This window comes from Citrobacter sp. VF227 (assembly GCF_052950715.1).
This window is the reverse complement of sequence record NZ_JBRFVF010000007.1, coordinates 132,876-158,615: the sequence shown is the minus strand read 5'-3', so window position 1 is coordinate 158,615 and position 25,740 is coordinate 132,876. Positions and strand designations below refer to the sequence as shown.

The window sequence follows — 25,740 nt, the reverse complement described above, 5'->3', positions numbered from 1 at the left end:
TCCGGGGCAATAACAGTCGTCGCTGCCGTATTTTGTAAGGGATAATCTATGAGAAATGTCGCGCCTGTTGCCTTGCTGCTGGCATTAACGCTCTGTGCCATGCGGGTGAATGCCGAAGATGAACCGCAAATTATTACGCCGGAAGGTCTGGCCACCAGCCAGATGCTTCCCTCGCTGGACGGCGCGGTTGCCGATCTGCCGCTTAGTGCCGCCGCTCCCGGCAGCCTGACGCTCAATGACGCAGTGAGTCGCGCCGTGAGCTGGCATCCTTCTATTCGTGAATCCATCGGCAAGCTGCTCTCACAAAATGAGCAGATCGACGTGGCGAAATCAAAATATTACCCGCAGGTTTCTGCCGGAATGAACAACGGTTACAGCAATACTTACACCGACCACGGCTTTAGCCCGGCGCTGGTTATTTCGGTGTCGCAAATGCTGTACGACTTCGGCAAAGTGGCAAGCCAGGTCCGCGCTGAAACTGCCGGAGCCGCACAACAGCAGGCGAATGTGCTACTCAGTATTGATACCATCGCCCATGCCACCGCCAATGCGATAGTCCAGGTGCAGACGTGGCAGCAAATGGTGGACGCCGCCGAAGAGCAACTTAACGCCCTGAACGGCATTGGCCGACTGACCCGCCAGCGTAATGATGAAGGGGCAACCTCACTGTCGGACGTGGTGCAAACCGATGCGCGTATCGAGTCCGCACGTTCTCAACTGGCGCAGTATCAAGCCAATCTCGACAGCAGCAAGGCAACGCTGATGAGCTTCCTCGGCTGGAACTCGCTTAACGGCATCAGCAATGAATTTCCGGTCAAACTGGACAGCAGTTGTGATGTAGTCAAACCAGAAGATAAACTGGTTCCTGCGGTGTTGGCGGCATGGGCGCAGGCGAATGTGGCGCAGGCAAACCTCGACTACGCCAACGCGCAGATGACGCCCACCATCTCTCTGGAGCCTTCGGTTCAGCACTATCTCAACGACAAATACCCCAGCCATGAGGTACTCGACAAAACCCAGTATTCTGCATGGGTAAAAGTTGAAATGCCGCTGTATCAGGGAGGCGGACTCACCGCCAGACGCAACGCCGCCAGCCACGCGGTAGAGTCTGCACAGTACTCCATCCAGCGCACCCGACTTGAAGTACGACAGAAATTACTTGAGTCCCGTAGCCAGGCAATGAGCCTCGCCACCGCCCTGCAGATTCTGCGTCGCCAACAGCGGTTGAGCGAACAAACGCGCGAGCTTTATCAACAGCAATATCTGGACCTTGGTTCGCGTCCACTGCTCGACGTGCTTAACGCTGAGCAGGAGGTATATCAGGCCCGTTTTGCCGAACTTCAGACTCAAAATCAGCTGCGCCAGCTACAGCTGAACTGCCTTTATAACACCGGCTCACTTCGTCAGGCGTTCGCCTTAAATAATCGCAGCATTCAATCGGTGGAGATCACGCTATGAGCGACGTCGATTCACATGCTAAAGATGCGATTAGTGAACACGCCCTGAGCCAGTGGGCGCAGGCGATGACGCATATTGCCAGCCACTATCGCGTTACCTGTTCGCCAGGCGCAATCCAGGCCAACGCCCCGTGGTTTGCAGGAAAAAGTCGGGCGATGGCTCTGTCACAGCTGGCGCGGCAGGCGGGACTGTCATTTCATGCGCTGGATACTGCTGCACAGGCGTTCGGTCAGTGGCGTTTACCAGTGATAGCGGAACTGCGCGACGGCCAACTGATGGTGATAGAACATTTCAACGGTGAAGATGTCCTGGATGTTTTTATCATCGTCGATGAGGGCCAGCGTAACCGACTCGCGGTTGCAGAACTTTTGCCAGAGATCGTAAGCATTACCGCACTGCGTCCGCTGTCGGCGCTGAAGGATAGTCGGGTTGACCGCTATATTTCGCGCTTCAAGCCCGACTGGATGCGCGAACTGGTATTACAGGACATCCGCCCTTACCTGCCGGTCATGATTGCCGCCTTTCTGATTAACGTCCTGTCGCTCGCCGGGATTATCTTTTCGATGCAGGTTTATGACCGGGTAATCCCCGCCCAGTCTTATCCAACGCTGTATGTTCTCTCAACCGGCGTTCTGGTCGCAGTACTGTTTGGTTTTCTGCTGCGCGAAGCGCGTACCCACATAATGGACCTGCTCGGCAAACGCGCCGATATGCGCATTTCCGATCGCGTGTTTAGCCACGCCTTGCGGCTGCGCAACAGCGCCGTCCCCCGTTCGACAGGGAGCTTTATTTCTCAACTGCGCGAGCTGGAACAGGTTCGTGAGATGATCACTTCCTCGACTATGTCGACCATTGTCGATCTGCCGTTTTTCTTTCTGTTTATCGTAGTGCTGGCCTGTATTGCCCCGCCACTAGCGTGGATAGCCCCCGTCGCTGCCTTGTTGATGATTCTGCCTGGCTTGCTGTTACAGAAAAAGCTGGCAGTGCTTGCCAACCAGGCTGCGCATGAATCCACTCTGCGCAACGCGGTGCTGGTCGAGAGCGTTCAGGGGCTGGAAGACATCAAGCTGATGCAGGCGGAAAACCGCTTTTTACAGCAGTGGAACAGCTATATCCGTATTACTGGAGAGTCAGGGCTGCGCACGCGTAAGCTCACTCAGGGGCTGATTGGCTGGGGCATGTCGGTGCAAAGCCTGGTCTACGCCGCCATCATTATGTTCGGCGCGCCGATGGTCATTGAAGGTACGATGACCACCGGGGCCGTGGTGGCGGCATCGATGCTCGGTTCCAGAATGATTGCCCCAATGGCTAACCTGTGCGGTGTGCTGGCCCGCTGGCAACAGGTGAAGGCGGCGAAGGTGGGGTTGGACAGCATCATGCAGCTCCCTACCGAAACGCAGTACGATGAAGACCGCGTGCATCAGGAGACTTTTCACGGCCATTATCTGTTTGAAAACGCACACTTCCGCTACCACAGCGACGATCAGCGCGTTCCACTGCGGATCTCGCGTCTGGAGGTCATGCCCGGCGAACGGGTGGCGATCCTCGGGCGTAACGGCGCCGGAAAATCAACGCTGCTACAGGCCATGGCAGGTGGCGTGGAGATTATCCAGGGTGATGTCCGGCTCGATAACCTGAGCCTGGCACAAATCGACATGGCCGATTTACGCCGTAACATCGGTTTTCTCAGCCAGAATGCGCGGCTGTTTTTCGGTACCTTGCGCGAGAACCTGACCCTCGGCGCACCGCATGCCAGCGACGCACAGATCTTCGACGCGCTGGAGGTCAGCGGCGCGGCGGCTTTCGTTAAACAGCTCGCCAAAGGACTAGCGCATCCTATTATGGAAGGCGGCAGCGGTTTATCCGGCGGCCAACGGCAGTCGATCCTGCTGGCAAGAATGCTGCTGCGCTCACCCAATATTGTGCTGCTCGACGAACCCAGCGCCTCGTTAGATGAACATACCGAACGGGAGTTTATTCAGCGCCTGAACCTGTGGCTGGGCAACCGCACATTGATTGTTGCAACCCATCGCGTTCCGGTTCTGGAACTGGTCGAACGCGTGGTGGTGTTGAAAGAAGGCCAACTGGTCATGGATGCCCCGAAAGCGCAGGCGTTGAATGCGAGCCGGGCACCTGCCCCAACTCACGGTCGGGAGTGGAAAAATGAAAACCAATCCGCATGACGCCGCCATGGACGACCTCGATATTCGCCGCGAGCACCGTTTTTCCGGGGCCAGCCGCATTATTCTGCTCAGCACGCTACTGTTTGCTGTCCTGGGGATCTGGGCGTATTTCGGCAAGCTGGATGAAGTCTCGACCGGCAGCGGGAAAGTGATCCCCAGCTCGCGTGAACAAGTCTTGCAGTCACTGGATGGCGGTATTCTCGCCGAGCTGACTGTCCGTGAGGGAGATAAAGTTCAGGCCAATCAAATTGTGGCGCGCCTCGACCCCACCCGTTCGGAGTCCAACGTTGGGGAAAGCGCCGCCCGCTATCGTGCCTCGCTGGCTTCCAGCGCAAGGCTCAATGCCGAAGTTAACGATCTGCCACTGGTCTTTCCCGATTCACTGCGCGCCTGGCCGGAACTTATCGCTTCCGAAACGCGTTTGTATAAAAGCCGTCGCGCGCAGCTTGCTGATTCTATGGCGGAGCTACAAGATGCGCTGGTTTCGGTAAATAAAGAACTGGCCATTACTCAGCGGCTGGAGAAAAGCGGTGCCGCCAGCCACGTAGAAGTGCTGCGCCTGCAACGCCAAAAAAGCGATCTGGGATTAAAAATCACCGACCTGCGCTCGCAATACTTCGTGCAGGCACGGGAAGCACTGTCAAAAGCCAACGCCGAAGTGGATATGCTGGCGGCTATTTTAAAAGGTCGAGAGGATTCCGTGACCCGCCTGACCGTGCGCGCGCCGATGCGCGGTATTGTAAAAAATATCCAGGTCACCACCATTGGCGGCGTTATTCCGCCTAACGGCGAGATGATGGAGATTGTACCGCTGGACGATCATCTGCTGATAGAAACCCGCCTGTCTCCGCGCGATATCGCGTTCATCCACCCCGGGCAGCGGGCGCTGGTGAAGATAACCGCCTATGATTACGCTATTTACGGCGGTCTGGAAGGCGTAGTCGAAACCATCTCCCCGGACACCATCCAGGACAAAGTGAAACCAGAAATTTTCTACTACCGCGTGTTTATCCGTACCCATCAGGACTTCTTGCAGAACAAACTCGGACGCCATTTCTCCATCGTACCGGGCATGATTGCTACCGTGGATATAAAAACAGGTGAAAAAACCATCGTCGACTATTTAATCAAACCATTTAATCGTGCAAAAGAAGCACTGCGCGAGCGGTAAATCCTTGAGGATTAGGGGTTGCAGGGGCTGGTCACGCGTGTCACAAGTCTGTTATACTTGCTCTCACACATTGGGGCTGATTCTGGATTCGACGGGATTCGCGAAACCCAAGGTGCATGCCGAGGGGCGGTTGGCCTCGTAAAAAGCCGCAAAAAAATAGTCGCAAACGACGAAAACTACGCTTTAGCAGCTTAATAACCTGCTCTGAGCCCTCTCTCCCTAGCTTCCGCTCTTAAGACGGGGATCAAAGAGAGGTCAAACCCAAAAGAGATCGCGTGGAGGCCCTGCCTGGGGTTGAAGCGTTAAATCTAATCAGGCTAGTCTGGTAGTGGCGTGTCTGTCCGCAGGTGCCAGGCGAATGTAAAGACTGACTAAGCATGTAGTACCGAGGATGTAGGAATTTCGGACGCGGGTTCAACTCCCGCCAGCTCCACCAATCATGATTGGACAGTGCCAGGACAGCACTAGTAAAACAGGAAGTTAGCAGTCTCAGCAGGACACCGACCAGACGGTGAGGAGACAAAAAAGGATACACAAAGGAGCCGCGGCTCCCGAGTGACAAAAAAGCCCGCATCAGCGGGCTTTTTTGTTTCTGCTTTCTAGCCTCATTCGCCACGCTCAATGCAACCACAATCAACAACCCACTTTTCTTTCACCTTAGTCTGTAATCTTCCTCTCATACCTGCTTTTAGCCATAACTGATGTGAGCATCCGCTATGAGCGAAAAGTGGAGGTCACCACTATGCTTTGATTCAGCTTATGGCGTCAGCCAATAATGCGACTGCACCAGACCTGAAGGGAAGCTGCGGCTGGATAATAGCGTCAAATCGATATCATGGGGCAGAACTCCGAACAGCGGTTTTCCCGAACCGAGCAGGACAGGAACGGTAGTGATAACGATATCGGCGACCAGACCTTCGCGCAGGAACGACTGTATTAACTGCCCACCATCGATATAGACCCGGTGCACGTTCTTCTCCATCAGGTCAGCAAGAGCTTCCCCTGGCGTAAGGCATGAAAACTGCACTTTATCCTTCAGCGCCTCGGGCACGGTGGTATCGGTTAGCTGCCGGGAAAGCACCAGCACGGGCAGATCATAAGGCCATTCGTTAAAAGTCAGCACCTTCTCATAGCTGCCTCGACCCATAATGATCCAATCTTTGTCCGCGATGAATGCGGCATAGCCATGATCTTCTGTCGGGTCATCGCGCTTTAACAGCCAGTCGATATCACCATCCTGCCGAGCGATAAAACCATCAAGACTGACCGCGATGAAAACATGTGTGGTGACCATCATGTGCTCCGTGTTCAGATTGCATATATCTCGTTGAGTTTAGCAGTGTTAGCGATATTGATATGTTCCGATAAAGCCACATCACAATGTTAGCAACGTCCACCAGAGCCTCAACCACCTCCCACACCAATTACAAGGACGCCAGCCGGTGATTACCAGTGTCATCCGATAAGTCCTAAGAGCCCGCACGGCGCAAGCTCTGCGGGCTTTTTTGTGCCCTCATTTTATCCAGCGAAGTCCGAAGAGAACCCATTAAATCCGAACCTTTTAGACACTTTGTTACCAGGCATAGGCCTCAGGAGCTTCCCCGCCTGGTCCTGGCCAAATAGCATCCAGTTTTTCAAGTGTTTCAGGCGTTAACGTTACAGACAGCGCATTGAGATTCTGACGAAGTTGTTCAACCGTGCGTGGCCCGCTGAGTACGCTGGTGACGGTCGGATTTTGCAATAGCCAGGCAAGCGCAACGTCAGCCGGCGTTTCACCCATTTCATCGCAAAGCTGCTCCCAGGCTTCCAGCTGTGGCCGCAGATGATTGATTTGCACCTGCATATGCGGTGTTGCCCTGCGCCCCTCTGTCATTTTACGCAGCACACCGCCCAGCATTCCCCTCCCTACCGGACTCCATGGGATAAGGCCAATGCCGTAATGACGCAGCGCAGGGATCACCTCCAGCTCAACCGTGCGCTGGGTCAGATTGTACAGGCTCTGTTCAGATGCCAGTCCCAGCAGGTTACGTACGTCGGCCTTACATTGTGCGGTAGCAATGTCCCAGCCAGCAAAGTTACTGCTGCCCACATAACTAATTTTACCCTCACGGATCAGCTGTTCCATAGCCTGCCAGATCTCCTCCTAGGGGGTGTTCCGGTCGATATGGTGCATCTGATAGAGATCGATATGGTCCGTTTTGAGCCTTTTCAGGCTGGCTTCACATGCCCGGCGAATATGGTAAGCGGACAAATATTTATCGTTCGGACCCGTATCCATCGGCTGATAAACTTTTGTGGCCAGCACGATCCGCTCGCGCTTTCCGCTGCGCGCCAGCCAGTTGCCGATGATCTCTTCGGATGTCCCGTACCCCTTTGCCATATCCGGCGACTGCGGTCCGCCGTAAACATCGGCGGTATCGAAAAAGTTGATACCCGCATCCACCGCCTCATCCATGATCCTGAAGCTGGTTGGCTCATCCGTCAGTTCACCAAAGTTCATAGTCCCAAGACCGATACGGCTCACCCGCAGGCCTGTTCGGCCCAGATGTTTGTAGTTCATGTCGCATGCTCCTTAACTGACGCGTTATTTGAGGTTCTTACGGAAAAAGTCGGCCAATTTGTCGAAGGGGATCACGTCTGTGCGATCGTACAGATCGACGTGCCCAGCCCCCGGAACGACATACAGCTCTTTAGGCTGAGCGGCGCGTTTGAAGGCGTCCTCGCTGAACTCTTTTGAATGAGCCTGATCGCCGGTGATAAAGAGCATCGGACGCGGTGAAATGGCTTCAATATCGTTGAACGGGTAGAAGTTCATAAACTTGCCAATACTGCTCAGCATCGGTTTTGTCGTCAGTTCTTCTTTCTCGCCCTGCGGGGTGTAGCCGCCGCGTTCGGTGCGGTAGAAATCAAAGAACTCGCGCTGAATTTCTGGCGTGGAGGTGTCCAGTTTATTTACAGTGCCCGGAATGTAAGCCGTCTCTCCCCCTTTAAACTCAGCAAACCGCTGCTCAATGGCCGACTGGATGAAGGCCTTACGTTGTTCAAGCGTCTGGGAATGGTTAAGCCCGTTACGGAACGCAGCTCCCATGTCATACATGCTAACGGTGGCGATGGCTTTCATACGTGGGTCAATCTTCGCGGCGCTGATGACAAAACTTCCGCTACCGCAGATGCCCAGCACGCCGATATTTTCCGGATCAACAAATGGTTGTGTGCTGAGATAATCAACCGCCGCGCTGAAATCATCCGCGTAGATTTCCGGTGAAATCAGGTGCCCTGGCTTACCTTCGCTTTCTCCCCAGAACGAGAGATCAATCGCCAGCGTGACAAAACCCTGCTCCGCCAGTTTCTGCGCGTACAGGTTTGAGCCCTGCTCTTTGACTGCGCCCATCGGGTGGCCCACGATGACCGCCGGGTTTTTGGCGTTCTGAACGATCGTTTTCGGGACAAACAGATTGCCAACCACGTTCATCTGATACTGGTTTTTAAAGGTGACTTTTTGCTGCGTCACCTTATCGCTTTTATAAAAGTTATCCGCACCTCTGGACATATCCGCCGCGGAGGCGGCAAATGCGCTGATGAACATCCCCAGGGCTAACGTAAATTTATTCATGATGGTTTCCTTATCAGGACGAGTGTGATGAATGGCCACCGGCAGACGCGTCTGCTCGTGAGGTCAGGAATATCAGTACGGTTGCGATAATCAGCATTGCGGCGCTGACCAGAAAGGTGCTCTGGAAACCGTGATGGTCGAACAGCAGGCCTCCCACGGTGGATCCCAGCGCAATGGACAGTTGCACCATCGCCACCATTAGCCCACCTCCCGCTTCGGCATCCTGCGGGAACGTGCGTGGAACCCATGCCCACCATCCCACTGGCGCGGCGGTTGAAATCAGCCCCCACAGTCCGAGCAGTATCGTCACGATGGCCGCCTGGTTGCTAAACGCGATCAGGGCCAGCGCGATGATCGCCATCAGTACAGGAATCGCCATCAGGGTCGGGTAGAATCCGCGCTTCAATACCCGGCTAATCAACGTAGTGCCGATGAAGCCCGCCATACCGATGACCAACAGGATGAGAGTCACCGCTGAAGCGTCCACCTTCGTTACCGCTTCGAGGAAGGGTCGGATATAGGTAAAGAGCGTGAACTGTCCCATAAAGAAGATCCCCACCCCTAGCATGCCCAGCGTGACCACCCGGTGGCGGAACAGCATGAAGACGTTTCCAGCGCCCATATGCGGGCGGGTAACCGGCATAGAGGGCAGACTGAGCAGTTGCCAGACAAACGCGACGATGGCGACGGGTAGCAGGCAGAAGAAGGTCCCCCGCCAGCCGATGACCGAACCCAGCCAACTGCCCAGAGGTGCGGCCACGACAGTGGCTAGCGCATTGCCGCTGTTAAAAATAGCCAGCGCCAACGGAACACGGTGCACTGGCACCAGACGCATCGCCGTCGCCGCCGACATCGACCAGAACCCGCCGACTACAATGCCAATCAGAGCCCGACCCGTCATATAGGTCAGGTAGTTGGGGGCCATCGCAATAACGGCCCCGGACAGCGCCATGATGCACGTCAGGCCGAGCAGCAGAGTTTTCCGGTTAAGCGCGCCTGCCAGTCGGGAAATAAACAGGCTGGTCACCACCGCAAACACGCCGGAAATGGCGATTCCCTGCCCGGCTATGCCTTCGGTGACGTTCAGGGACTGCGCCATCGGCGTCAGGAGGCTGACCGGCATAAATTCGGAGGCGATCAGGGCGAAGACGCACAGTGTCATGGCAAACACGCCGCCCCAGTGCGCCGGTTGTTTTTCACTTTCTCCGTTTTTGTTTCTGGTTTCAGTTTTCTGATTACGCATTTAGCCTTTCTTTTTTGTTGATAATGCGATGCCCTCCCCTGCGCCTTCAGGAGACTTTGACGCGTCGGCGTGGGGACAAGCACGGTAGTAAAAGGGAACGATGGGTATGAAAGGAACGACTGCTCAGTCCACGATCCTGATCTGCACCTTAAGCGGTCCATGGCGCTGCAGGGCGGACAATCCCGAATCGACTTTGCCAACCGGGATCAGTGATCGGGCGTAAGGCCTGCCCTGGGCAAAAATCGCCAGGTTGCCCCAGGGCGCGTAGAAAGTAATATCCCCGGCTTCCGGCGTCATGCCTTCCGGAGCCTGTGCAGTGGAAAGCCTGCGCGGCAGATCGCTAATGCGCTCAATATCGGCGTAATCTTGCAGCGTGAGGCTGAGGGGAAGCAGTGATGCAAAATCCCGCCCTGTCGGCGTGTCATAGAGGGTGGCGGTGGCGGTCTCACCATTCACAACGATCTCAATTTTCATAAGCTTCTCCTGTACAGCGACCCGTTCGTTGCCACCCGCCATCACGGACTGCGTAACGCATAGCAGCCAGACAAGAAGGAACATCAGCAGCAGCAACGTTTTGCGGTGCATGTTTTGCATATCGTTTAGCGTTGACTTTTTCATCGCATTATTGTTACCAATAGGCAGCGGGGAAACTAGCTAATGAATGCTTAATAGGCTTATAAGTAAAATTTATAAATAGACCGGAACTGAACATGGCCAGACGCAACCTTAACGATTTACTCTCTTTCGTCACCGTGGCGCGGGAAGGCAGCTTTACGCGTGCCGCCGCGCAGCTTGGCGTGACTCAGCCCGCGCTGAGCCAGGCGATTTCCGGGCTGGAAGAGCGGATGCAAATCCGCCTGCTGACGCGGACCACCCGCAGCGTCGCCCCGACGGCCGCCGGTGAACGACTGCTGCAGTCAGTGGGCCATCGCATTGACGAGATTGAGGCCGAACTGGATATGCTGACTGAACTGCGGGACAAGCCAGCAGGAACCGTCCGCATCACCTGCGGGCCGAACGTGCTGAAAACGACCCTGCTGCCCAAGCTGACGCCGCTGCTGCGCGAATATCCGGATATTCATATCGAATTCGATGCCAACCACGGATTCCGTGACATCGTGGCAGATCGGTTCGATGCGGGCGTGCGGCTTGGCGATACGATCGATAAAGATATGATAGCGATGCCCATCGGTCCGAAACTTCGTATGGCAGCGGCCGCCTCGCCAGATTATTTCGAGCGATACCCGGTACCGCAAACGCCTCATGATCTGACGCAGCATCAGTGTATTAATCTGCGTATGGTCCGATCCGGGGGGATTTATGTCTGGGAATTCGATCACGAGGGAGGAGAGCTGAACGTTCGGGTTAACGGACAGTTGACGTTTAATACGTCGGAACATGTTGTTGACGCCGCGCTGGCAGGGTTGGGTATTGCCTTTTTACCTGAGGAGGAGTTTGGCTCACACCTCAAAGAGGGTCGTCTCGTTCGCGTACTTGAATCCTGGTGTCATCCTTTTCCGGGCTACTATCTTTATTATCCCAGCCGCAAGCAGCCTTCCCCGGCCTTTTCACTCGTTGTTGATGCGCTGCGCATTAACCGGAAAATTTAGGGGTAGATGAAGCAGATAACCTGATATCCGACACTCCTCCAGGAGAATCAATGTGGGGAGGATTTTGAAAAAATATTAATAACCAGAACCCCGGCACAAATAAGGACCATGCCTGCAATCGCCGGAAAATCAAGCTTTTGCCCACTTACTAACCAGCCCAGAAGGCTGATTAAAACGATTCCAGCACCTGACCAAATTGCGTACGCAATACCCGTTGGAATGGTCGATAACGTCTGGGCAAGAAGATAAAAAGCAGTGCAGTAGCACACTATTGTGGCTACAGATGGCCAAAGGCGTGTAAATCCGTCAGAGAACTTCATCAGGGTTGTACCTATAACTTCAGCTACGATGGCTCCTGCAAGAAAAATGTATGAATTCACAATCTGACCTCATGTGACAAGCTGAAACCGCCATCGTATCACAAAGGGTTAGGTGGTTTTAAACACTACCAAAACTACTTTAGTTTAGCCGCGAAATGTCCGCATCTTGCACAAACGCACCGAAGGAAACACCGCCCCTAAAGTTTCTACCGGGGCATCAACCAATGCGTAAAATTCTGTTCCCCCACAGCCACTCGTTATTTAACCCAATATTAAAAGTGGGTTTGACCCAACAAAAAATAACCATATTGATGGTTCGTGAGTGCATTAATCAGATAAATAGTTTTTTCTGCACTTACAGTTTTTTCCTAAAGCCAGCGCTTCGTTTACGTGCCACGCTTATTCACGCTAATAACTTATAACGCTAAGCGAGGATATTATGAAAAAGACAATTATCGCATTATCTGCAATTTTGCTGGCTTCTCCGGTTATTGCCGCTACGACACACGCAACTGATAATGATGTAGCTGCCGCACACGAAAACGCTAATACCGCAAAAGAAAAACTGCATCAGGCGCAGAATCAGGGCGAAGAGCAGAAATTAAAAGCTAAACATGCTGCGGAAGGTAAACAAGATAACCTGAGTAGCAAAGTGAGCGAAGGTTCGCAAAAAGCCTGGAATAAAACTAAAGAAGGCACTGAAAAAGGTTGGAATGCAACCAAAGAAGGCACAGAGAAAGGCTGGAATAAGACCAAAGAAGGTGCTGCATCCGTTGAGAAAAAAATCAGCGAATAATTTCCCAGCCATTTAATAAAGTCATTTAATAATGAAAGCCGCTTTCGCGTTTTTTATTATTATTTAACCACAATCCAGGATTGCTGACCTGACTCAATCCTTTTTACAGCGAAACCAGAGCAGGGCCACAGTAACGCACAGGCCCTGACTCCAAATCTGCTTTCACCGCAGCCAAACACTTTCATCCTTATTTATCGACCGGATAATCCCTGTTAATCCACGCGTGATCATCTTCCCAGGTGAACATCCATTTGCGGACCGGCCCGGCCATAACGTTGAGGTAATAGCTGTCATACCCAGCCATCGTCGCCACCGGGTGATACCCCTTCGGCACCATGACCACGTCACGGTTATAGACCGCCATACATTCATCCAACATTCTGTCGTCAGTGTAGACGCGCTGCATGCAGAACCCCTGTTCCGGGTTGAGACGATGATAGTAGGTCTCCTCCAGATAGGTCTCCTGCGGTGGGTTATCTGTGTCATGCTTATGGCTTGGGTAGGAACTGGTGCAGCCTTCATTGGTCCACACCTCCACCACCAGCAGGCTATCTGCGGGTTTATCTTCCGGTAAGATGTTATGCACATAACGCTGGTTATTGCCCTTGCCGCGCGCTTCTCCCTCGATATCCTGTGGTGCGATCAGCCGCGTCGGGTACGTTCCTTTCCCCGGCGCAGCACAAACTGCCAGCTCCAGTCTGGTCACAGCCTGAATCTGTATTGCCTCACCAGAGGTGACATACACCGCCCACGGTTTACTGCGTTCGAACGGGCTCATCCGCTCGCCGATATCCGTAAAGGTTGCGCCCGGCGTGGTGATGGTTGCGCGTCCGGCGACCAGTACCAGACAGCGTTCTTCGCTGACTGCGGGCAGCGTAAGCTGCTGCCCCTCCTCCAGTTCATACGCTGCAAATCCGACATATCCCCAGCCAGCACGTTCTGGGGTCACCGACTGCGTTCGCCCTTGTGCGTCAGGTTGCTGCCAGCGTGATAATAAACGTGACATGTCACCTCCTTAGATAAGCCCGGCATCCCGCGCCAGACGGCTAAGGTTGTTATAGCCCAGACGCGCATACGTCAGCGGGTGCGCGATGGCCGGATCCTGCTCCGCTTCCACTACCAGCCAACCCTGATATTGATTCGCCTTCAGCAAGGCCATGATCGGCGGATAGTCAACGCAACCATCTCCCGGCACGGTAAAAACACCGCTCAGTACTGCATCAAGAAAGCTGGTTTTGCGATTTTTGACATCCGCCAGCACGTCGGCACGCACGTCTTTACAGTGAACATGGTTGATACGCGATGCCCAACGCTGTGCCACCGCCAGCGGATCGGCACCTGCGAAGGTCAAATGGCCGGTGTCGAGCAGCAATCCGACTTCATCACCGGTATGGGTCATCAGGTTGTCCACGTCGTCGGCGGACTCAATCACCGTGCCCATATGGTGATGATAGGCAATCTGTACCCCCTGCTGCTGTGTGTAGCGGGCAAATTCAGTGAGTTTTTCGCCGTACTCTTGCCAGCGTGCCTGCGGGAAGCGCGGACGCAGATGTACCGGTGTCTGCTGCTCGCCGTGAATACAGCCACTCACTTCGGCAAATACCAACACCTTCGCCCCCAGTTCGCGCAGTAACGTCAGGTGCGATTGCACGGCGGCAATCTCCTCCTCTACGCTACGCTCCAGCAGACGACCGGAGTACCAGCCGGAAACCAGTTGCAGCTCGTGGCGCTGCAAAATGGGGCCGAGCAGTCGCGCCTCGCGCGGGAATTTATTGCCCAGTTCGAAACCAGCAAACCCGGCCTCTTTGCCTTCGCTCAGACAAGTATCCAGCGAGGTCTCGGCGCCCAGAGAAGGCAGATCGTCATTCGTCCATGTCAGTGGATTAATACCTAATTGTACCGTCATTATCTTCTCCTGAATTATGCTTGTCCGCGATCGCGCCACCAGGCGATAAGCTGCAGGTAGTTATCCTTAATGCGCGCCACCAGCTGCGCATCATCAATATCGTGTTTCAACCACGCGCGAGAGGCGTCGCCAAACAGCGTACGTCCCACGGCGAAACCCTTGACCAGCGTTTGTCCTGCAGCGGCTTTGAAGTCGGCGCGCAGTTGCTCTGCCGGGGCATCCAGACCGAGGATCACCACCCCACGGCAGTGTGGGTCACGGCGCGCGATAATTTCACTCAGCGCCGTCCAGCCGCTGGCCGAGAGCGGTGGCAGTTTCCACCAGTCGGGGGAAATCCCCAAGTTGTAGAAACGGGAGATGGCACGCAGGTAGAGATCGTCGCTGCGCGGCATGCTGGCGGGCAATATCACCTCCAGCAGCAGCTCATGCCCGGACTGGCAGCAGGCGTGGTACACCTCGGCAATTTTCTGTTCTTGCTCCAGACGCAGCGCATGGGCATCTTCCGGATGGAAAAAGACCAGACACTTCACCACATGCTCCTGCGGCCAGCTGATGAGCTGCGAACCTATATTGCCGTGTTCCATCTCCAGCGGGCGCGAACCCGGCAGTTCGATAGGGCGACCTATCCACCAGCCCTCTCCGGTTATCGCATTCAGCGCATCCTGACCAAACGTACCGTCGCACAGCAGCCCGGCCTTACCCTCCAGCCCGGCGCTGTTGGCCGCCTCGCGGCTGGCCTGCAGGATCAGCTGCTTCAGCGCCGGAATACGTTTCAGAGACGAGCCGCACTGCAGCGCCATCTCCTCAAGCTGACTGCGGTGATCGAAGGCCATCACACACAGTTCCGGCCATTCGCGGCGACGGGTAGTGACGCGGTGCAGATGGTTTAGACGCGGGTCAAGATCCGGACGCGGAACGAGTGCGGCGCGGGAGAGATAATCATCCAGCTCGATTTTGCTCGGCATCGCCGGGGCACAGCCATGGCGCGACACTACCAGCGCGCCGCAGGCATTGGCATAGCGGCACGCCTGCTCCCAGCCCTCATCGTTCAGGTAGCCCCGCAGCAGGCCGGACATAAACGCATCCCCTGCGCCAAGCACGTTAAGCACCTCGACGCGCACGCCGGTCACCGTCAGGCCATCGTCCAGCCGGGGTGGGATGGCATCGATATACACCGAGCAGCCGAGCGCGCCGCGTTTGCAGACCAGCGTAGCCTGACTCACACCACGCACCTTCTCCAGCGCCTGCAGCGTTTCAGTGCTGCCGCCCGCGATATGAAACTCCTCCTCGGTGCCGACGATGACGTCGAACAGGTGCAGCACATCCTGCAATTGACGCGTCACCTGCTCAGCGGCGATAAAACGCGTTTCGCCGTCGCCTAAGGACGTTAACCCCCATAACACCGGACGGTAGTCGATATCCAGCACCGTGCGCACGCCGTGGCGGCGGGCATAACCCAGCGCCGTCAGCACCGCCTCGCGGGTCTGGGGATGAGAAAGATGGGTTCCGGTGATGGCAAGACAGCGGGCAGACGCGATGTACTGTTCATCAACATCGCTGGCAGTAATCGCCATATCCGCGCAGTTATCACGGTAAAAAATCAGAGGAAAGGTATCCCGGTCTTTAATGCCGAGTAGCACCAGCGCCGTCAGGCGGTCTTTATCGGTAATCAGATGGCTGGTGTCACAGCCCACCTGGTTTAACTCTTCCCGCAGAAAACGCCCCATATGTTCGTCGCCAACCCGCGCCAACATTGAAGAACGCAATCCCTGGCGCGCCGTGCCGTACGCCACATTGCCCGACGAACCGCCAAGGTATTTGGCAAAGCTCGACACATCTTCCAGGCGTGCGCCAATCTGCTGACTGTAGAGGTCAACCGCCACGCGGCCCATGCATATCACATCAAACTGCTTTTCCACGTTGAACCCTCTTCAGACAATGTCGTTCACGTTCAGCCAGCGGCCTTCCAGGTGCGAGAGTGCGATGGCGTCAAGCACACGCGACACCTTCCAGCCCTCTTCGAAGTCCGGCCACATCGGCGCATCGGCGGCAATGCCGTCCACCAGATCGCGCACTTCCACGGTTTTTTGATCGTTAAAGCCAATCCCATGGCCTGCCCCCATGCAGAACGCACCGTAGTCCGGGTGAGCCGGGCCGACGAGCAGCGTGCGGAATCCCTGACGGTTCACCGGGTCGTCATGCAGATAGAGCTTCAGCTCGGCCATGCGCTCCTGAGTGAAACTGATGGCACCTTTCGTCCCGGTGATGACATATGACAGCCCCATCTTGCGGCCGCAGGCGACGCGGGAGGTTTCAATGACGCCCTGCGCCCCGCCCGCAAAACGCACCATCGCGTGGGCCTGATCCTCGTTTTCGACGGCAATCATCTCTGCCGAACCCGCCTTCGCCGGACGTGCCGGGACCACGATCTTCAGGTCACCGCAGACCTGCTCGATATCCCCCACCAGATACTGGGCCATATTGACGATATGCGCCGCGAGATCGCCCAGCGCGCCCAGACCCGCCGTTTCTTTAAAACAGTGCCAGTGGATCGGCGAAAGCGGGTCGGCCATATAGTCTTCGTTGTGGGTACCGTAGAAATGGATCACCTCGCCAATTTCGCCGCGCTCAATGATCTCTTTCGCCAGCTGCGCGGTCGGGTTCTTCATGTAGTTGAAACCCACCAGCGTTTTCACTCCGGCCCGTTGTGCCGCCTCCACCATTTCACGCGCGTCATGGGCGTTCAGCGCCAGCGGCTTCTCCGAGTAGACGTGCTTGCCGTGACGGATCGCCTCCAGCGCCATCTCTTTATGCAGATGGTTAGGCGAACAAATATCAACCACGTCAATGGCCGGGTCGGCCACCAGCGCACGCCAGTCTCCGGTTGAGCGATTGAAGCCAAAGGCCTGCGCCCGTTCGGCCGCCAGCTCCGGCGTGACTTCCGCCACCATTTCGCGCACCAGTTTGCCGCGCAGGTTGAACACCGTCGGGGCTTGGGCATAGGCGATGGCATGCGCCTTGCCGATATACCCGGTGCCAATTAGTCCAATACGAACTTCTTTCATCGTGATCCTCACAGTGCGCCGCGACGGCTCTTGGCGTAGGTATCGAACGCCACCGCCAGAACGATAATTAAGCCGGTTATAATTTGTTGGTAATAAGCCGAGACGTTCATCAGCACCAGGCCGTTAATCAGGATGCCCATGATGATCGAGCCGATAATGGTGCCACCGATGCGTCCGTAGCCCCCCATCAGCGACGTGCCGCCAATCACCACGGAAGCGATGACGCGCAGCTCAAACGAGATCCCGGCGACCGCTTCCGCACTGCCCAAACGCGCACTGAGGATGAAGCCCGCCAGCCCCGCCAGACAGCCAATCAGCACGTAGACGCTGACCAACACGCGCTTGACGTTGACCCCGGCCAGGCGCGCCGCCTCCGGGTTGCCGCCGATGGCGTACACGAAGCGCCCCCAACGGGTTTTATGCAGCGCCAGATAACCACCCACCGCCACCAAAGCGAAGATCCAGATCGGAATGGAAATGCCGAGCAGTTCACCACGCCCCCACCAGCGGTAACCCGCGTCGAACCCGGCAATCGGCGCGCCGTCGTTAATGACCAGCGTCAGGCCGCGCCAGATGGTCATCCCGCCGAGGGTGACGATAAACGGCGGCAGACGCAGGCGGGTCACGCCGAGGCCATGCAGAAAACCAATCGCGGTGCCCATCGCCATACAGATCCCAAGGCCAATCAGCCAGCTCATGCCGCCCCAGGCGTTCGGATCGACGGTGGTGAAGTTGTCGCCCTTAATCACATACGCGGCGGTCATGGCGCAGACTGCCAGGATGGAGCCTACCGACAGATCGATTCCGGCGGTCAGAATGACAAACGTCATACCGACAGCCATGATCCCGTAGATGGAGACTTCGGTCAGGATGTTGAAAATATTGCGTTCAGAAAGAAAATTGCTGTTCTGCAACTGAAAGAAAATCAGCAGCAGGATCATGAAAATCAGTACCCCAAAGCGCTCAAAAAAGGCTATAGGATCGAGACGTCCGCCGCGTTTGGCTGGAACCTGCGTTTTAGAAATAATCTGCGTCATGAATCACTCCGTTATGCCGCATTCAGGGCGTTGTGGTTGATGGCCATCATCGTCATTAACCGCTCTTCGTTGGCGTCATCGCCATGGATCTCGCCAGTCACCCGGCCTTCACTCAGCGTGATGATCCGATCGGAAACCGCCATGACTTCAGGCAGATCGGAGGAGATCACGATCACCGCCACGCCCTTCTTCGCCATATCAAACAACACCTGATGGACTTCTGATTTGGTACCAACATCGATGCCACGCGTCGGCTCATCGACAATCAGCACCCGCGGATTAAGTGCCATGCAGCGCGCGAGGATCACCTTTTGCTGGTTGCCACCAGAGAGCTTGCGTACCTCCTGCGCGCTGTTGACCATTTTGATCTGCAGCGCCTGACGGTAAGACTCGATCAGGGCATCCTCTTTGCGGGTATTCACAAACCAGCGCCACTGCAGCAGTGATGACAGGCTGGAAAGCGACAGGTTGTCGCGGATCGACAACCCCAACACCGCGCCCTCTTTTTTACGATCTTCCGGCACCAGCGCCAGCCCCTGATCCAGCGCAAACAGCGGATCGCGCGGCTGATACGGCACGCCATCAAGCTCAAAGCTACCGGAGGTAAACCCGTCGGCGCCAAACAGGCAGCGGGCCACTTCAGTGCGCCCGGCACCAACCAGCCCGGCGATGCCTAATACTTCTCCGGCATGAACGTGGAAACTAATGTCGTGTAGCGCGATGCCATGCGGATCCAACGGCGGCTTTTCACGGCTGAGTCCCTTTACCGCCAGACGCACAGGTTTATCTTGATGGTGAGTTTCACTGGCCGGGCGGCGATTAAAGGCCACATCACGCCCCACCATCAGGCGAATCAGCTGTTCTACAGTGGTCTGTGCAACCGCACCATTGCCGGTAAAACGTCCATCCTGGAAAACGGTAAACTGGTCGCAAAGTTGAAAGACTTCATGCAGACGATGGGTGACATAGATAATGCTCACGCCCCGCCCTTTAAGTTCCCGCACCACCCGGTGCAGACTTTCTACTTCGCTGTCGCTCAGCGCGGCGGAAGGTTCGTCCATGATGATAAGCTTTGCGTTCAACGTCAGCGCCCGCGCAATTTCCACCATTTGCTGCTGTGCCACACTCAGTCGGGCCACGGCAGTGGTTGGCGCAACGTTCAGTTGCAAATAATCCAGAATCACCTGCGCTTCCTGATTCACCGCCTTTTCATCCACAATCAGATTGCGCTTGCGCGGTTCACGCCCGAGGAACATATTCTCGGCGACGGTCATGTTGGGCAGCAGATTAAATTCCTGATAAATAGTGATAATGCCCTTGTTCTGCCGCTCGACCGGAGAGTCCTCTACCGGCAACGTTTCGCCGTTAAACCAAATCTCCCCACGCGTTTGCGGCTGCGCGCCCGCCAGCGCTTTCAGCAGGGTCGATTTTCCGGCACCGTTTTCACCTAACAGCGCGTGGATTTCTCCCGCACCAACGGTCAGTTGTGCGCTGCTTAGCGCCCAGACGCCGGAAAAGCTTTTCGCCAGGTCGGTCACTTTCAGTAAGGGTTGCGACATCGGTCTGCTCCTCCTCATAGTGAGCCGCCACTTACGCAGCGGCTCTGGACATATCAGTTACCGGCCTCACCGATACGCTCAGCCTGCTGCAGATTTTCTTGAGTTATCAGCGTTGGCGGATAGTCAGCACCGGTGATTGCGGTCTTCTCACGGACGTTATTCACCAGTTGGCTCATGGCCGTTTTCACCGCAAAACCAGGACGCTGATCCGCCGTTACCGCCAGCCAGCCGTCACGCACGCGTGCCAGCGCTTCCGGTACAGCATCAAAGCCCGTGACCAGAACTTCACCCGGTTTCAGACCTTGCCCCTGTAACGCTTCAATCGCGCCCAGCGCCATGTCGTCGTTAGCGGAGAGGATCACCTGAGGGCGTTTCGGCAGTGAAGGCAGCACGCTTTCGACAATGCGCATCCCTTCAGAACGCATCCAGTTACCCGTCTGATCGGCGACGATCTTGTACTTTTCACCGCCCGCCTTCAGGCTGTCGCGAATACCTTTAGTACGTTCTATGTTGGAGGAGGAGCCTGGCTGGCCGGTCAGCAGAATAATGTCCGCCCCGTCAGGAAATTTGGTTTTTACAAAGTCGCCAATCGCCTGGCCGCCTTTGTAGTTATTCGCGCCGAAGTGCGGCACTTTTTTCTGGCTATCGACGGAGCGGTCGAGAGTAACAACGGGTAGTTTCGCATCCTGAATTTCATCTACCGCACTGGACACCGCGTTAACATCGTTCGGTGAAACGATAAAACCCTGTGCGCCACGGGTGATGGCGTTTTCCAGGTCAGCGACCTGTTTCGGCGAGCTACCCTGCCCGTCCAGAACCTGCAAATTCACACCCATCTCTTTTGCGGCTTTCACCGCCGTGCGCTGCATGTGAACTTCAAATGGCATCGCCAGATTTGGCGTACTAAAAACAATTTGCTCATTTTCAGCAATGGCTGCCCCGGATGTCATGGCGATGAGGACAGCTAAGATCAGTTTTTTCATTATTATGTCTCTCTGTGTAGGGTTGGTTGTGATGACAATCAGAGGAGAACTTCACGCTGGCTATGCAGTGACTCCAGCGCTTTATCCGCCAGATACAGCGCACGCTCACCGTCGTCCCCGCTGCAATCCGGGACCGCTTCGCCGCGCAGTACCGCAACAAAGTGCTCCCATTCCGCGGCATAGGCCGATTTATAACGCTGCAGGAAGAAATGTTCAGGCAGCGCGCTGTTGCAGCCCTGTTTGCCGTAGTGCTGCACCTGGTTTTCGAGAATATTGCCCGCACACAGCAGCCCTTCAGAGCCGTGCAACTCAAGGCGCTGGTCGTAGCCGTAGGATGAGCGGCGGCTATTGACGATGGTCGCCATCGCGCCGGAAGCATATTTCAGAACGATAAATGCGGTGTCGATATCGCCCGCCTCACCAATCGCCGGATCCACCAGATTACTGCCCTGGGCATACACCGACACCGGCTCTTCGCCCATGATAAAGCGCGCCATGTCAAAATCGTGGATGGTCATATCGCGGAACATGCCGCCGGAGACGCGCACGTATTCCGCAGGCGGCGGAGACGGGTCGCGGGAGATAATCAGCAGCGATTCCGGCTTACCGATACGCCCGGCCAGTGCGTCGGTTTTCACGCGGCGAAACTGCGGGTCAAAACGGCGGTTAAAGCCGATAAACAGCGGCACGTCGTACTCTTTAACCACTTTCAGACAGTCGCGCACGCGGGCCAGATCCAGGTGGACGGGCTTTTCGCAGAAGATAGCTTTGCCGTGACGAGCAGCCAGTTCAATCAGGTCTGCGTGGGTATCTGTCGCGGAGGCGATCAACACGGCGTGAACGTTTCGATCAGTCATTGCCTCATCCAGACTTTGCAGACGGGCCTGGTACTGGGTGGCAAGACGAGTGGCAAATTCCTGATTCGGGTCGACGACGGACCAGAGCGTGGTGGCACTGTGACTGGCAATGTTAGCTGCATGTACCTGGCCAATTCGGCCAGCGCCCAGTAAAGCAATGTTAAACATAACGGCTCCCGGTGTTGGTGAATGCGATGAACTAACGACCCCTTAAATAAAACATTTATTTCATTTTTATAAATAGTGAAAATTATATTTTTGAGTGCAAGTTAACACTTTTGAGACGAATGAGATAAAATCTGTTATCAATATCACAACATGATATAAGGAAAGATGCAGGAATTGGCCCCCTTCCGTTCAGGAAGGAGGCGGTGGATGAGGCGGTGGATCAAGAGAAAAGAAAAATGAAATGAAAATTTCGTCGGGAAGGATTGCCGGATGGCGGCTTTGCTTATCCGGCATAACTCTGCGTCAGTACTGGCGCGCTTTTTTCACCTGCTCAAACGTCTGCTCAGCGGCTTTGCGCACCGACGGCGAATCGGCCACCTGCGCGTCGCCAGTGCGCCACCAGGCGGCGTAATCGTGGGTCATGGTTTTCGGCAGGACTTTGATATCCAGCAGCGCAGGACCAGGATGCGCACGGGAGGCTTCCAGCGCCGCCAGAAGGCTTTGTTCATCATGTACCCGCCACGCCCGACAGCCGTAGCTCTGCGCGTTTTGGGCAAAATCGACTTTTACCAAAGGCCCATCCAGTCGCCCGGTTTGCGGGTTACGGTGGCGGTTTTCCGTGCCGAAACTCCCCATCCCGTGTCCCATCTGCAGATTATTAATACAGCCGAAGCCGGCGTTATCAAACAGCAGAATGGTCACCTTTATCCCTTCCTGAACGGCAGTTTGCAGCTCGGAATGTAGCATCATGTACGAGCCATCTCCCACCATGGCATAAACCGGCTGCTGTGGCTTCGCCAGCCTGGCCCCAATAGCAGCTGCAATTTCATAGCCCATACAGGAGTAGCCGTATTCCAGATGATAGCTGTCAGGGGTTTTGACCTGCCAGATGCGCTGTAAATCGCCAGGCAGCGAGCCAGCCGCGCCGACGACAATAGCGTTGTCTTCGATGTGCTGATTGATAAGCCCCAGCACCTTAGTCTGGGTCAACCGGGTGTTAAGGGTGTCGCCATATTCTGCCAGTTGGGCGTCAAGATGCCCCGCCACTTCAGGTTCGTCGTCAGGACGCCAGTCACGATCCCACAAACGCTGGCACTCATCGCGCCAGGCCGCTTGCACCTGCGCTACCTCATTCCCCCAATCGCTGCGGTAATCTTTCAACGTTTCGGTTAGTGCATTCAGCCCGGTACGGGCGTCGGCGATAAGCGCAGTAGCATCAAGCTTCAGCGCATCAAACTCCGCCACGTTCAGCAGCAGGAATTCAACGTCCCGATGAGAAAACAGCGCTTTCGAGCCGGTGGTAAAGTCGGTGAGACGCGTGCCGATGCCGATCACCAGATCGGCCTTCGGCGCGAGCTGATTGGCGGCCATCCCCCCGGTAACCCCAATGCCACCAAGGTTAAGTGGGTGGTCACTAACCAGCGCCCCCTTTCCGGCCTGAGTTTCGGCAAATGGCAGTTGCAGCGTTTCAACAAACGTTTGAAATGCCTCATGCGCACCGGAATAGCGAACCCCGCCGCCGCATACCGCCAGCGGACGACGTTTGCGGGCAATCAGCGCCCGCGCCATCGCCAGACGCTGCGGATCGGGTGGACGACGTTCAATCAAATGCACGCGGCGCGCAAAGAAGCTCTGCGGGTAATCCCAGACTTCCCCTTGCACATCCTGTGGCAGGCAAATAGTGACTGCTCCAGTATCTGCGGGGTCAGTAAGCACTCGCATCGCGTTCAGCATCGCGCTCATTAACTGCTCCGGGCGATTAATCCGATCCCAGTAACGCGAGACAGGCCGGAAACAGTCATTCGTGCTGATGCCAAGGTCATGGTATTGCTCAATTTGTTGCAGTACCGGATCCGGCTGGCGGCTGGCATAGACATCCCCGGGCAACAGCAACAGCGGAATACGGTTCGCCGTCGCGGTCGCCGCGGCAGTCACCATATTCGCCGCCCCCGGTCCAACCGACGACGTGACGGCAAAAATACGCTGGCGTCGATGCTGTTTGGCGAATCCAGTCGCCATATGCGCAATTCCCTGTTCGTTACAGCCCTGCATCACCTGCAGGTGACCGGGATCCTGCTCCAGCGCCTGGCCGACACCCAGCACGTTACCGTGACCAAAGATGGTCGCCACACCCTCGACAAAAGGCGCTTCCTGTCCATCGACACAGATATATTGTTGATTAAGGAATTTGACCAGCGCCTGAGCCATGGTCATACGTTCGGTTTGCATAAACCCTCCTGTCAGCCCAGCGTCGGCATGGAGAACGCGGCCCCCGTGTCCTGCAGCATTTCTGGCCAGCGTGCGGTAACGGTTTTCATCCGCGTATAGAAACGTACGCCATCGTTGCCGTGAACGTTGAGCGCACCAAAAATGGAACGCTTCCAGCCGCCAAAACTGTGGAACGCCATCGGCACCGGAATAGGCACATTAACGCCCACCATACCCGCCTGAACCTCTTCGCAGAAGCGACGCGCACAGCCGCCATCACGTGTGAAAATCGCCGTGCCATTACCATATTCGTGGCGATTAATCAGTTCCAACGAGCTGCTGTAATCTGCTACGCGCACCACAGAAAGTACCGGCCCGAAAATCTCTTCTTTGTAGATCGTCATTTCCGGGGTGACGTTATCAAACAGGGTCGGCCCGACAAAATAGCCCTGCTCATGACCTTTGACGCTAAAACGTCGACCATCCACACGCAGGCTGGCCCCTTGAGATTCCCCACTGTCGATATACCCGAGCACTTTATTCCTATGTGCCGAGGAAATAAGCGGCCCCATTTCGTTTTCCGGCGTCTGATCAAGCCCCGGCCCGACACGCAGTGCAGCAATCTGTTTTTCCAGTCGTGAGCACAGCTCATCTGCCGTTTTATCGCCCACCGCCAACACGACAGAAAGCGCCATGCAGCGTTCTCCCGCTGCGCCGAAAGCTGCGCCCATAATGGCGTTAGTCGCCATATCCATGTCGGCATCCGGCATTAAAATGCAATGGTTTTTAGCACCGCCCAACGCCTGGCAACGCTTACCGTGGGCCGAAGCCGTCTGATAAATATATTCCGCAATCGGCGTTGAGCCGACGAAGCTCACGGCCTGTACGCGCGGGTCGGTCAGCAGCACATCAACGGACTCTTTATCGCCCTGGACGACGTTGAACACACTGTCCGGCAGACCTGCTTCTTGCAGTAATTTCGCCAGCGCCAATGCAAGAGAAGGATCTTTTTCCGAGGGCTTCAGTACGAAGGTATTCCCGGTCGCTAATGCGATGGGGAACATCCACATCGGCACCATTGCCGGAAAGTTAAACGGTGTGATCCCCACACAAACCCCGAGCGGTTGCATCAGCGAATGACTATCGACTCCGGTCCCTACATTGGCTGAGTGTTCACCCTTTTGCAGATGTGGGATGCCACAGGCAAACTCCACCACCTCCAGGCCGCGCGTCAATTCACCGACTGCGTCAGAGAACACCTTGCCATGTTCTTCACTGATGATGCGCGCCAACTGATCCATGTTCTCTTCCAGCAGCGCCTTAAAGCGGAACATCACTCGCGCACGTTTTAGTGGAGAGTGTCGCGCCCAGGCAGGGAACGCGTCATACGCTGCCGCGATGGCCTGTTCGGTTTCCTGTGTTGTACTCATCACCACCTGGCGGATCTGTTCGCCGGTGGCCGGGTTGAAGATCGCCTGAACGCGCTGGCCTGAACCGGTGACACATTCGCCATGAATAAAATTCGCTACCGTCTCCATCCTTAACCTCTCGCTGTTGATACGT

The 25,740-nt window shown here is 55.7% G+C and carries 20 protein-coding genes, 1 other RNA gene and 1 pseudogene; 6 read left to right on the top strand and 16 right to left on the bottom strand.

Going from position 1 to position 25,740, the window contains the following annotated elements:
* The first annotated feature begins 48 nt into the window (after positions 1-48).
* From ACU8YC_RS19705 to ssrA, 4 genes are all read left to right on the top strand, one after another.
* The gene (locus ACU8YC_RS19705; RefSeq protein ID WP_151218121.1) at positions 49-1,458 is read left to right on the top strand and encodes a TolC family outer membrane protein; all 1,410 of its coding nucleotides are present in this window, start codon (positions 49-51) and stop codon (positions 1,456-1,458) included.
* Complete coding sequence (locus ACU8YC_RS19700; RefSeq protein ID WP_370619833.1) at positions 1,455-3,641, top strand: type I secretion system permease/ATPase; 2,187 nt, start codon at positions 1,455-1,457, stop codon at positions 3,639-3,641. The genes ACU8YC_RS19705 and ACU8YC_RS19700 overlap by 4 nt, the downstream gene beginning before the upstream one ends.
* A 7-nt stretch (positions 3,642-3,648) precedes the next feature.
* Entirely contained in the window at positions 3,649-4,812 is a 1,164-nt protein-coding gene (locus ACU8YC_RS19695) for an HlyD family efflux transporter periplasmic adaptor subunit (RefSeq protein WP_151218389.1), read from the top strand.
* A 72-nt stretch (positions 4,813-4,884) separates the two neighbouring features.
* Positions 4,885-5,248: a transfer-messenger RNA gene (gene ssrA, locus ACU8YC_RS19690) on the top strand.
* 321 nt (positions 5,249-5,569) lie between these two features.
* On the opposite strand, the gene ACU8YC_RS19685 is transcribed toward ssrA, so the two are convergent.
* The 5 genes and pseudogenes from ACU8YC_RS19685 to ACU8YC_RS19665 form a co-directional block, all read right to left on the bottom strand.
* Positions 5,570-6,106 carry a dihydrofolate reductase family protein gene (locus ACU8YC_RS19685; RefSeq protein WP_446895673.1) on the bottom strand — a complete coding sequence of 179 codons (537 nt, stop codon included), beginning with the start codon at positions 6,104-6,106 and terminating at the stop codon, positions 5,570-5,572.
* Positions 6,107-6,385: 279 nt separating this feature from the next.
* Positions 6,386-7,372, bottom strand: a pseudogene (locus ACU8YC_RS19680) (aldo/keto reductase).
* Positions 7,373-7,396: 24 nt separating this feature from the next.
* Complete coding sequence (locus tag ACU8YC_RS19675) at positions 7,397-8,425, bottom strand: alpha/beta hydrolase (RefSeq protein ID WP_187253061.1); 1,029 nt, start codon at positions 8,423-8,425, stop codon at positions 7,397-7,399.
* Between the two features lie 13 nt (positions 8,426-8,438).
* Positions 8,439-9,668, bottom strand: a complete 1,230-nt coding sequence (locus ACU8YC_RS19670; protein WP_446895667.1) for an MFS transporter — start codon at positions 9,666-9,668, stop codon at positions 8,439-8,441.
* 123 nt (positions 9,669-9,791) lie between these two features.
* A complete protein-coding gene (locus ACU8YC_RS19665) occupies positions 9,792-10,286 on the bottom strand; it encodes a cyclophilin-like fold protein (RefSeq protein ID WP_279574291.1) in 495 nt (164 codons plus the stop codon).
* A 92-nt stretch (positions 10,287-10,378) separates the two neighbouring features.
* Here ACU8YC_RS19665 and ACU8YC_RS19660 point away from each other — a divergent pair, with 92 nt between their 5' ends.
* Positions 10,379-11,278 carry a LysR family transcriptional regulator gene (locus ACU8YC_RS19660; protein WP_151218130.1) on the top strand — a complete coding sequence of 300 codons (900 nt, stop codon included), beginning with the start codon at positions 10,379-10,381 and terminating at the stop codon, positions 11,276-11,278.
* 47 nt (positions 11,279-11,325) lie between these two features.
* Here the strand turns inward: ACU8YC_RS19660 and ACU8YC_RS19655 are convergent, their stop codons facing one another.
* Positions 11,326-11,658 carry an EmrE family multidrug efflux SMR transporter gene (locus ACU8YC_RS19655; RefSeq protein ID WP_151218131.1) on the bottom strand — a complete coding sequence of 111 codons (333 nt, stop codon included), beginning with the start codon at positions 11,656-11,658 and terminating at the stop codon, positions 11,326-11,328.
* Positions 11,659-12,037: 379 nt separating this feature from the next.
* Here ACU8YC_RS19655 and ACU8YC_RS19650 point away from each other — a divergent pair, with 379 nt between their 5' ends.
* Entirely contained in the window at positions 12,038-12,394 is a 357-nt protein-coding gene (locus tag ACU8YC_RS19650) for a hypothetical protein (protein WP_187258872.1), read from the top strand.
* Positions 12,395-12,581: 187 nt separating this feature from the next.
* Here ACU8YC_RS19650 and iolB read toward each other — a convergent pair whose 3' ends face one another.
* From iolB to ACU8YC_RS19600, 10 genes are all read right to left on the bottom strand, one after another.
* Positions 12,582-13,400, bottom strand: a complete 819-nt coding sequence (gene iolB, locus ACU8YC_RS19645; protein WP_370619799.1) for a 5-deoxy-glucuronate isomerase — start codon at positions 13,398-13,400, stop codon at positions 12,582-12,584.
* A gap of 9 nt (positions 13,401-13,409) precedes the next feature.
* The gene (gene iolE, locus ACU8YC_RS19640; protein WP_151218133.1) at positions 13,410-14,300 is read right to left on the bottom strand and encodes a myo-inosose-2 dehydratase; all 891 of its coding nucleotides are present in this window, start codon (positions 14,298-14,300) and stop codon (positions 13,410-13,412) included.
* 14 nt (positions 14,301-14,314) lie between these two features.
* Positions 14,315-16,219, bottom strand: a complete 1,905-nt coding sequence (locus ACU8YC_RS19635; protein ID WP_446895666.1) for a bifunctional 5-dehydro-2-deoxygluconokinase/5-dehydro-2-deoxyphosphogluconate aldolase — start codon at positions 16,217-16,219, stop codon at positions 14,315-14,317.
* Positions 16,220-16,231: 12 nt separating this feature from the next.
* Positions 16,232-17,365: a Gfo/Idh/MocA family protein gene (locus ACU8YC_RS19630; protein WP_286542272.1), complete on the bottom strand. Its 1,134-nt coding sequence runs from the start codon at positions 17,363-17,365 to the stop codon at positions 16,232-16,234.
* An 8-nt stretch (positions 17,366-17,373) separates the two neighbouring features.
* Complete coding sequence (locus ACU8YC_RS19625) at positions 17,374-18,402, bottom strand: ABC transporter permease (protein WP_003826102.1); 1,029 nt, start codon at positions 18,400-18,402, stop codon at positions 17,374-17,376.
* Between the two features lie 11 nt (positions 18,403-18,413).
* Positions 18,414-19,961, bottom strand: coding sequence for a sugar ABC transporter ATP-binding protein (locus ACU8YC_RS19620; RefSeq protein WP_151224215.1), 1,548 nt, complete (start codon positions 19,959-19,961; stop codon positions 18,414-18,416).
* Between the two features lie 53 nt (positions 19,962-20,014).
* Positions 20,015-20,944: a sugar ABC transporter substrate-binding protein gene (locus ACU8YC_RS19615; RefSeq protein WP_370607998.1), complete on the bottom strand. Its 930-nt coding sequence runs from the start codon at positions 20,942-20,944 to the stop codon at positions 20,015-20,017.
* A 38-nt stretch (positions 20,945-20,982) separates the two neighbouring features.
* On the bottom strand, positions 20,983-21,969 hold the full coding sequence (gene iolG, locus ACU8YC_RS19610; RefSeq protein ID WP_151224216.1) for an inositol 2-dehydrogenase: 987 nt from the start codon (positions 21,967-21,969) through the stop codon (positions 20,983-20,985).
* Positions 21,970-22,272: 303 nt separating this feature from the next.
* Positions 22,273-24,198 carry a 3D-(3,5/4)-trihydroxycyclohexane-1,2-dione acylhydrolase (decyclizing) gene (gene iolD, locus ACU8YC_RS19605; protein ID WP_252838683.1) on the bottom strand — a complete coding sequence of 642 codons (1,926 nt, stop codon included), beginning with the start codon at positions 24,196-24,198 and terminating at the stop codon, positions 22,273-22,275.
* 11 nt (positions 24,199-24,209) lie between these two features.
* Positions 24,210-25,715, bottom strand: coding sequence for a CoA-acylating methylmalonate-semialdehyde dehydrogenase (locus tag ACU8YC_RS19600; RefSeq protein WP_446895665.1), 1,506 nt, complete (start codon positions 25,713-25,715; stop codon positions 24,210-24,212).
* Positions 25,716-25,740: the final 25 nt, after the last annotated feature.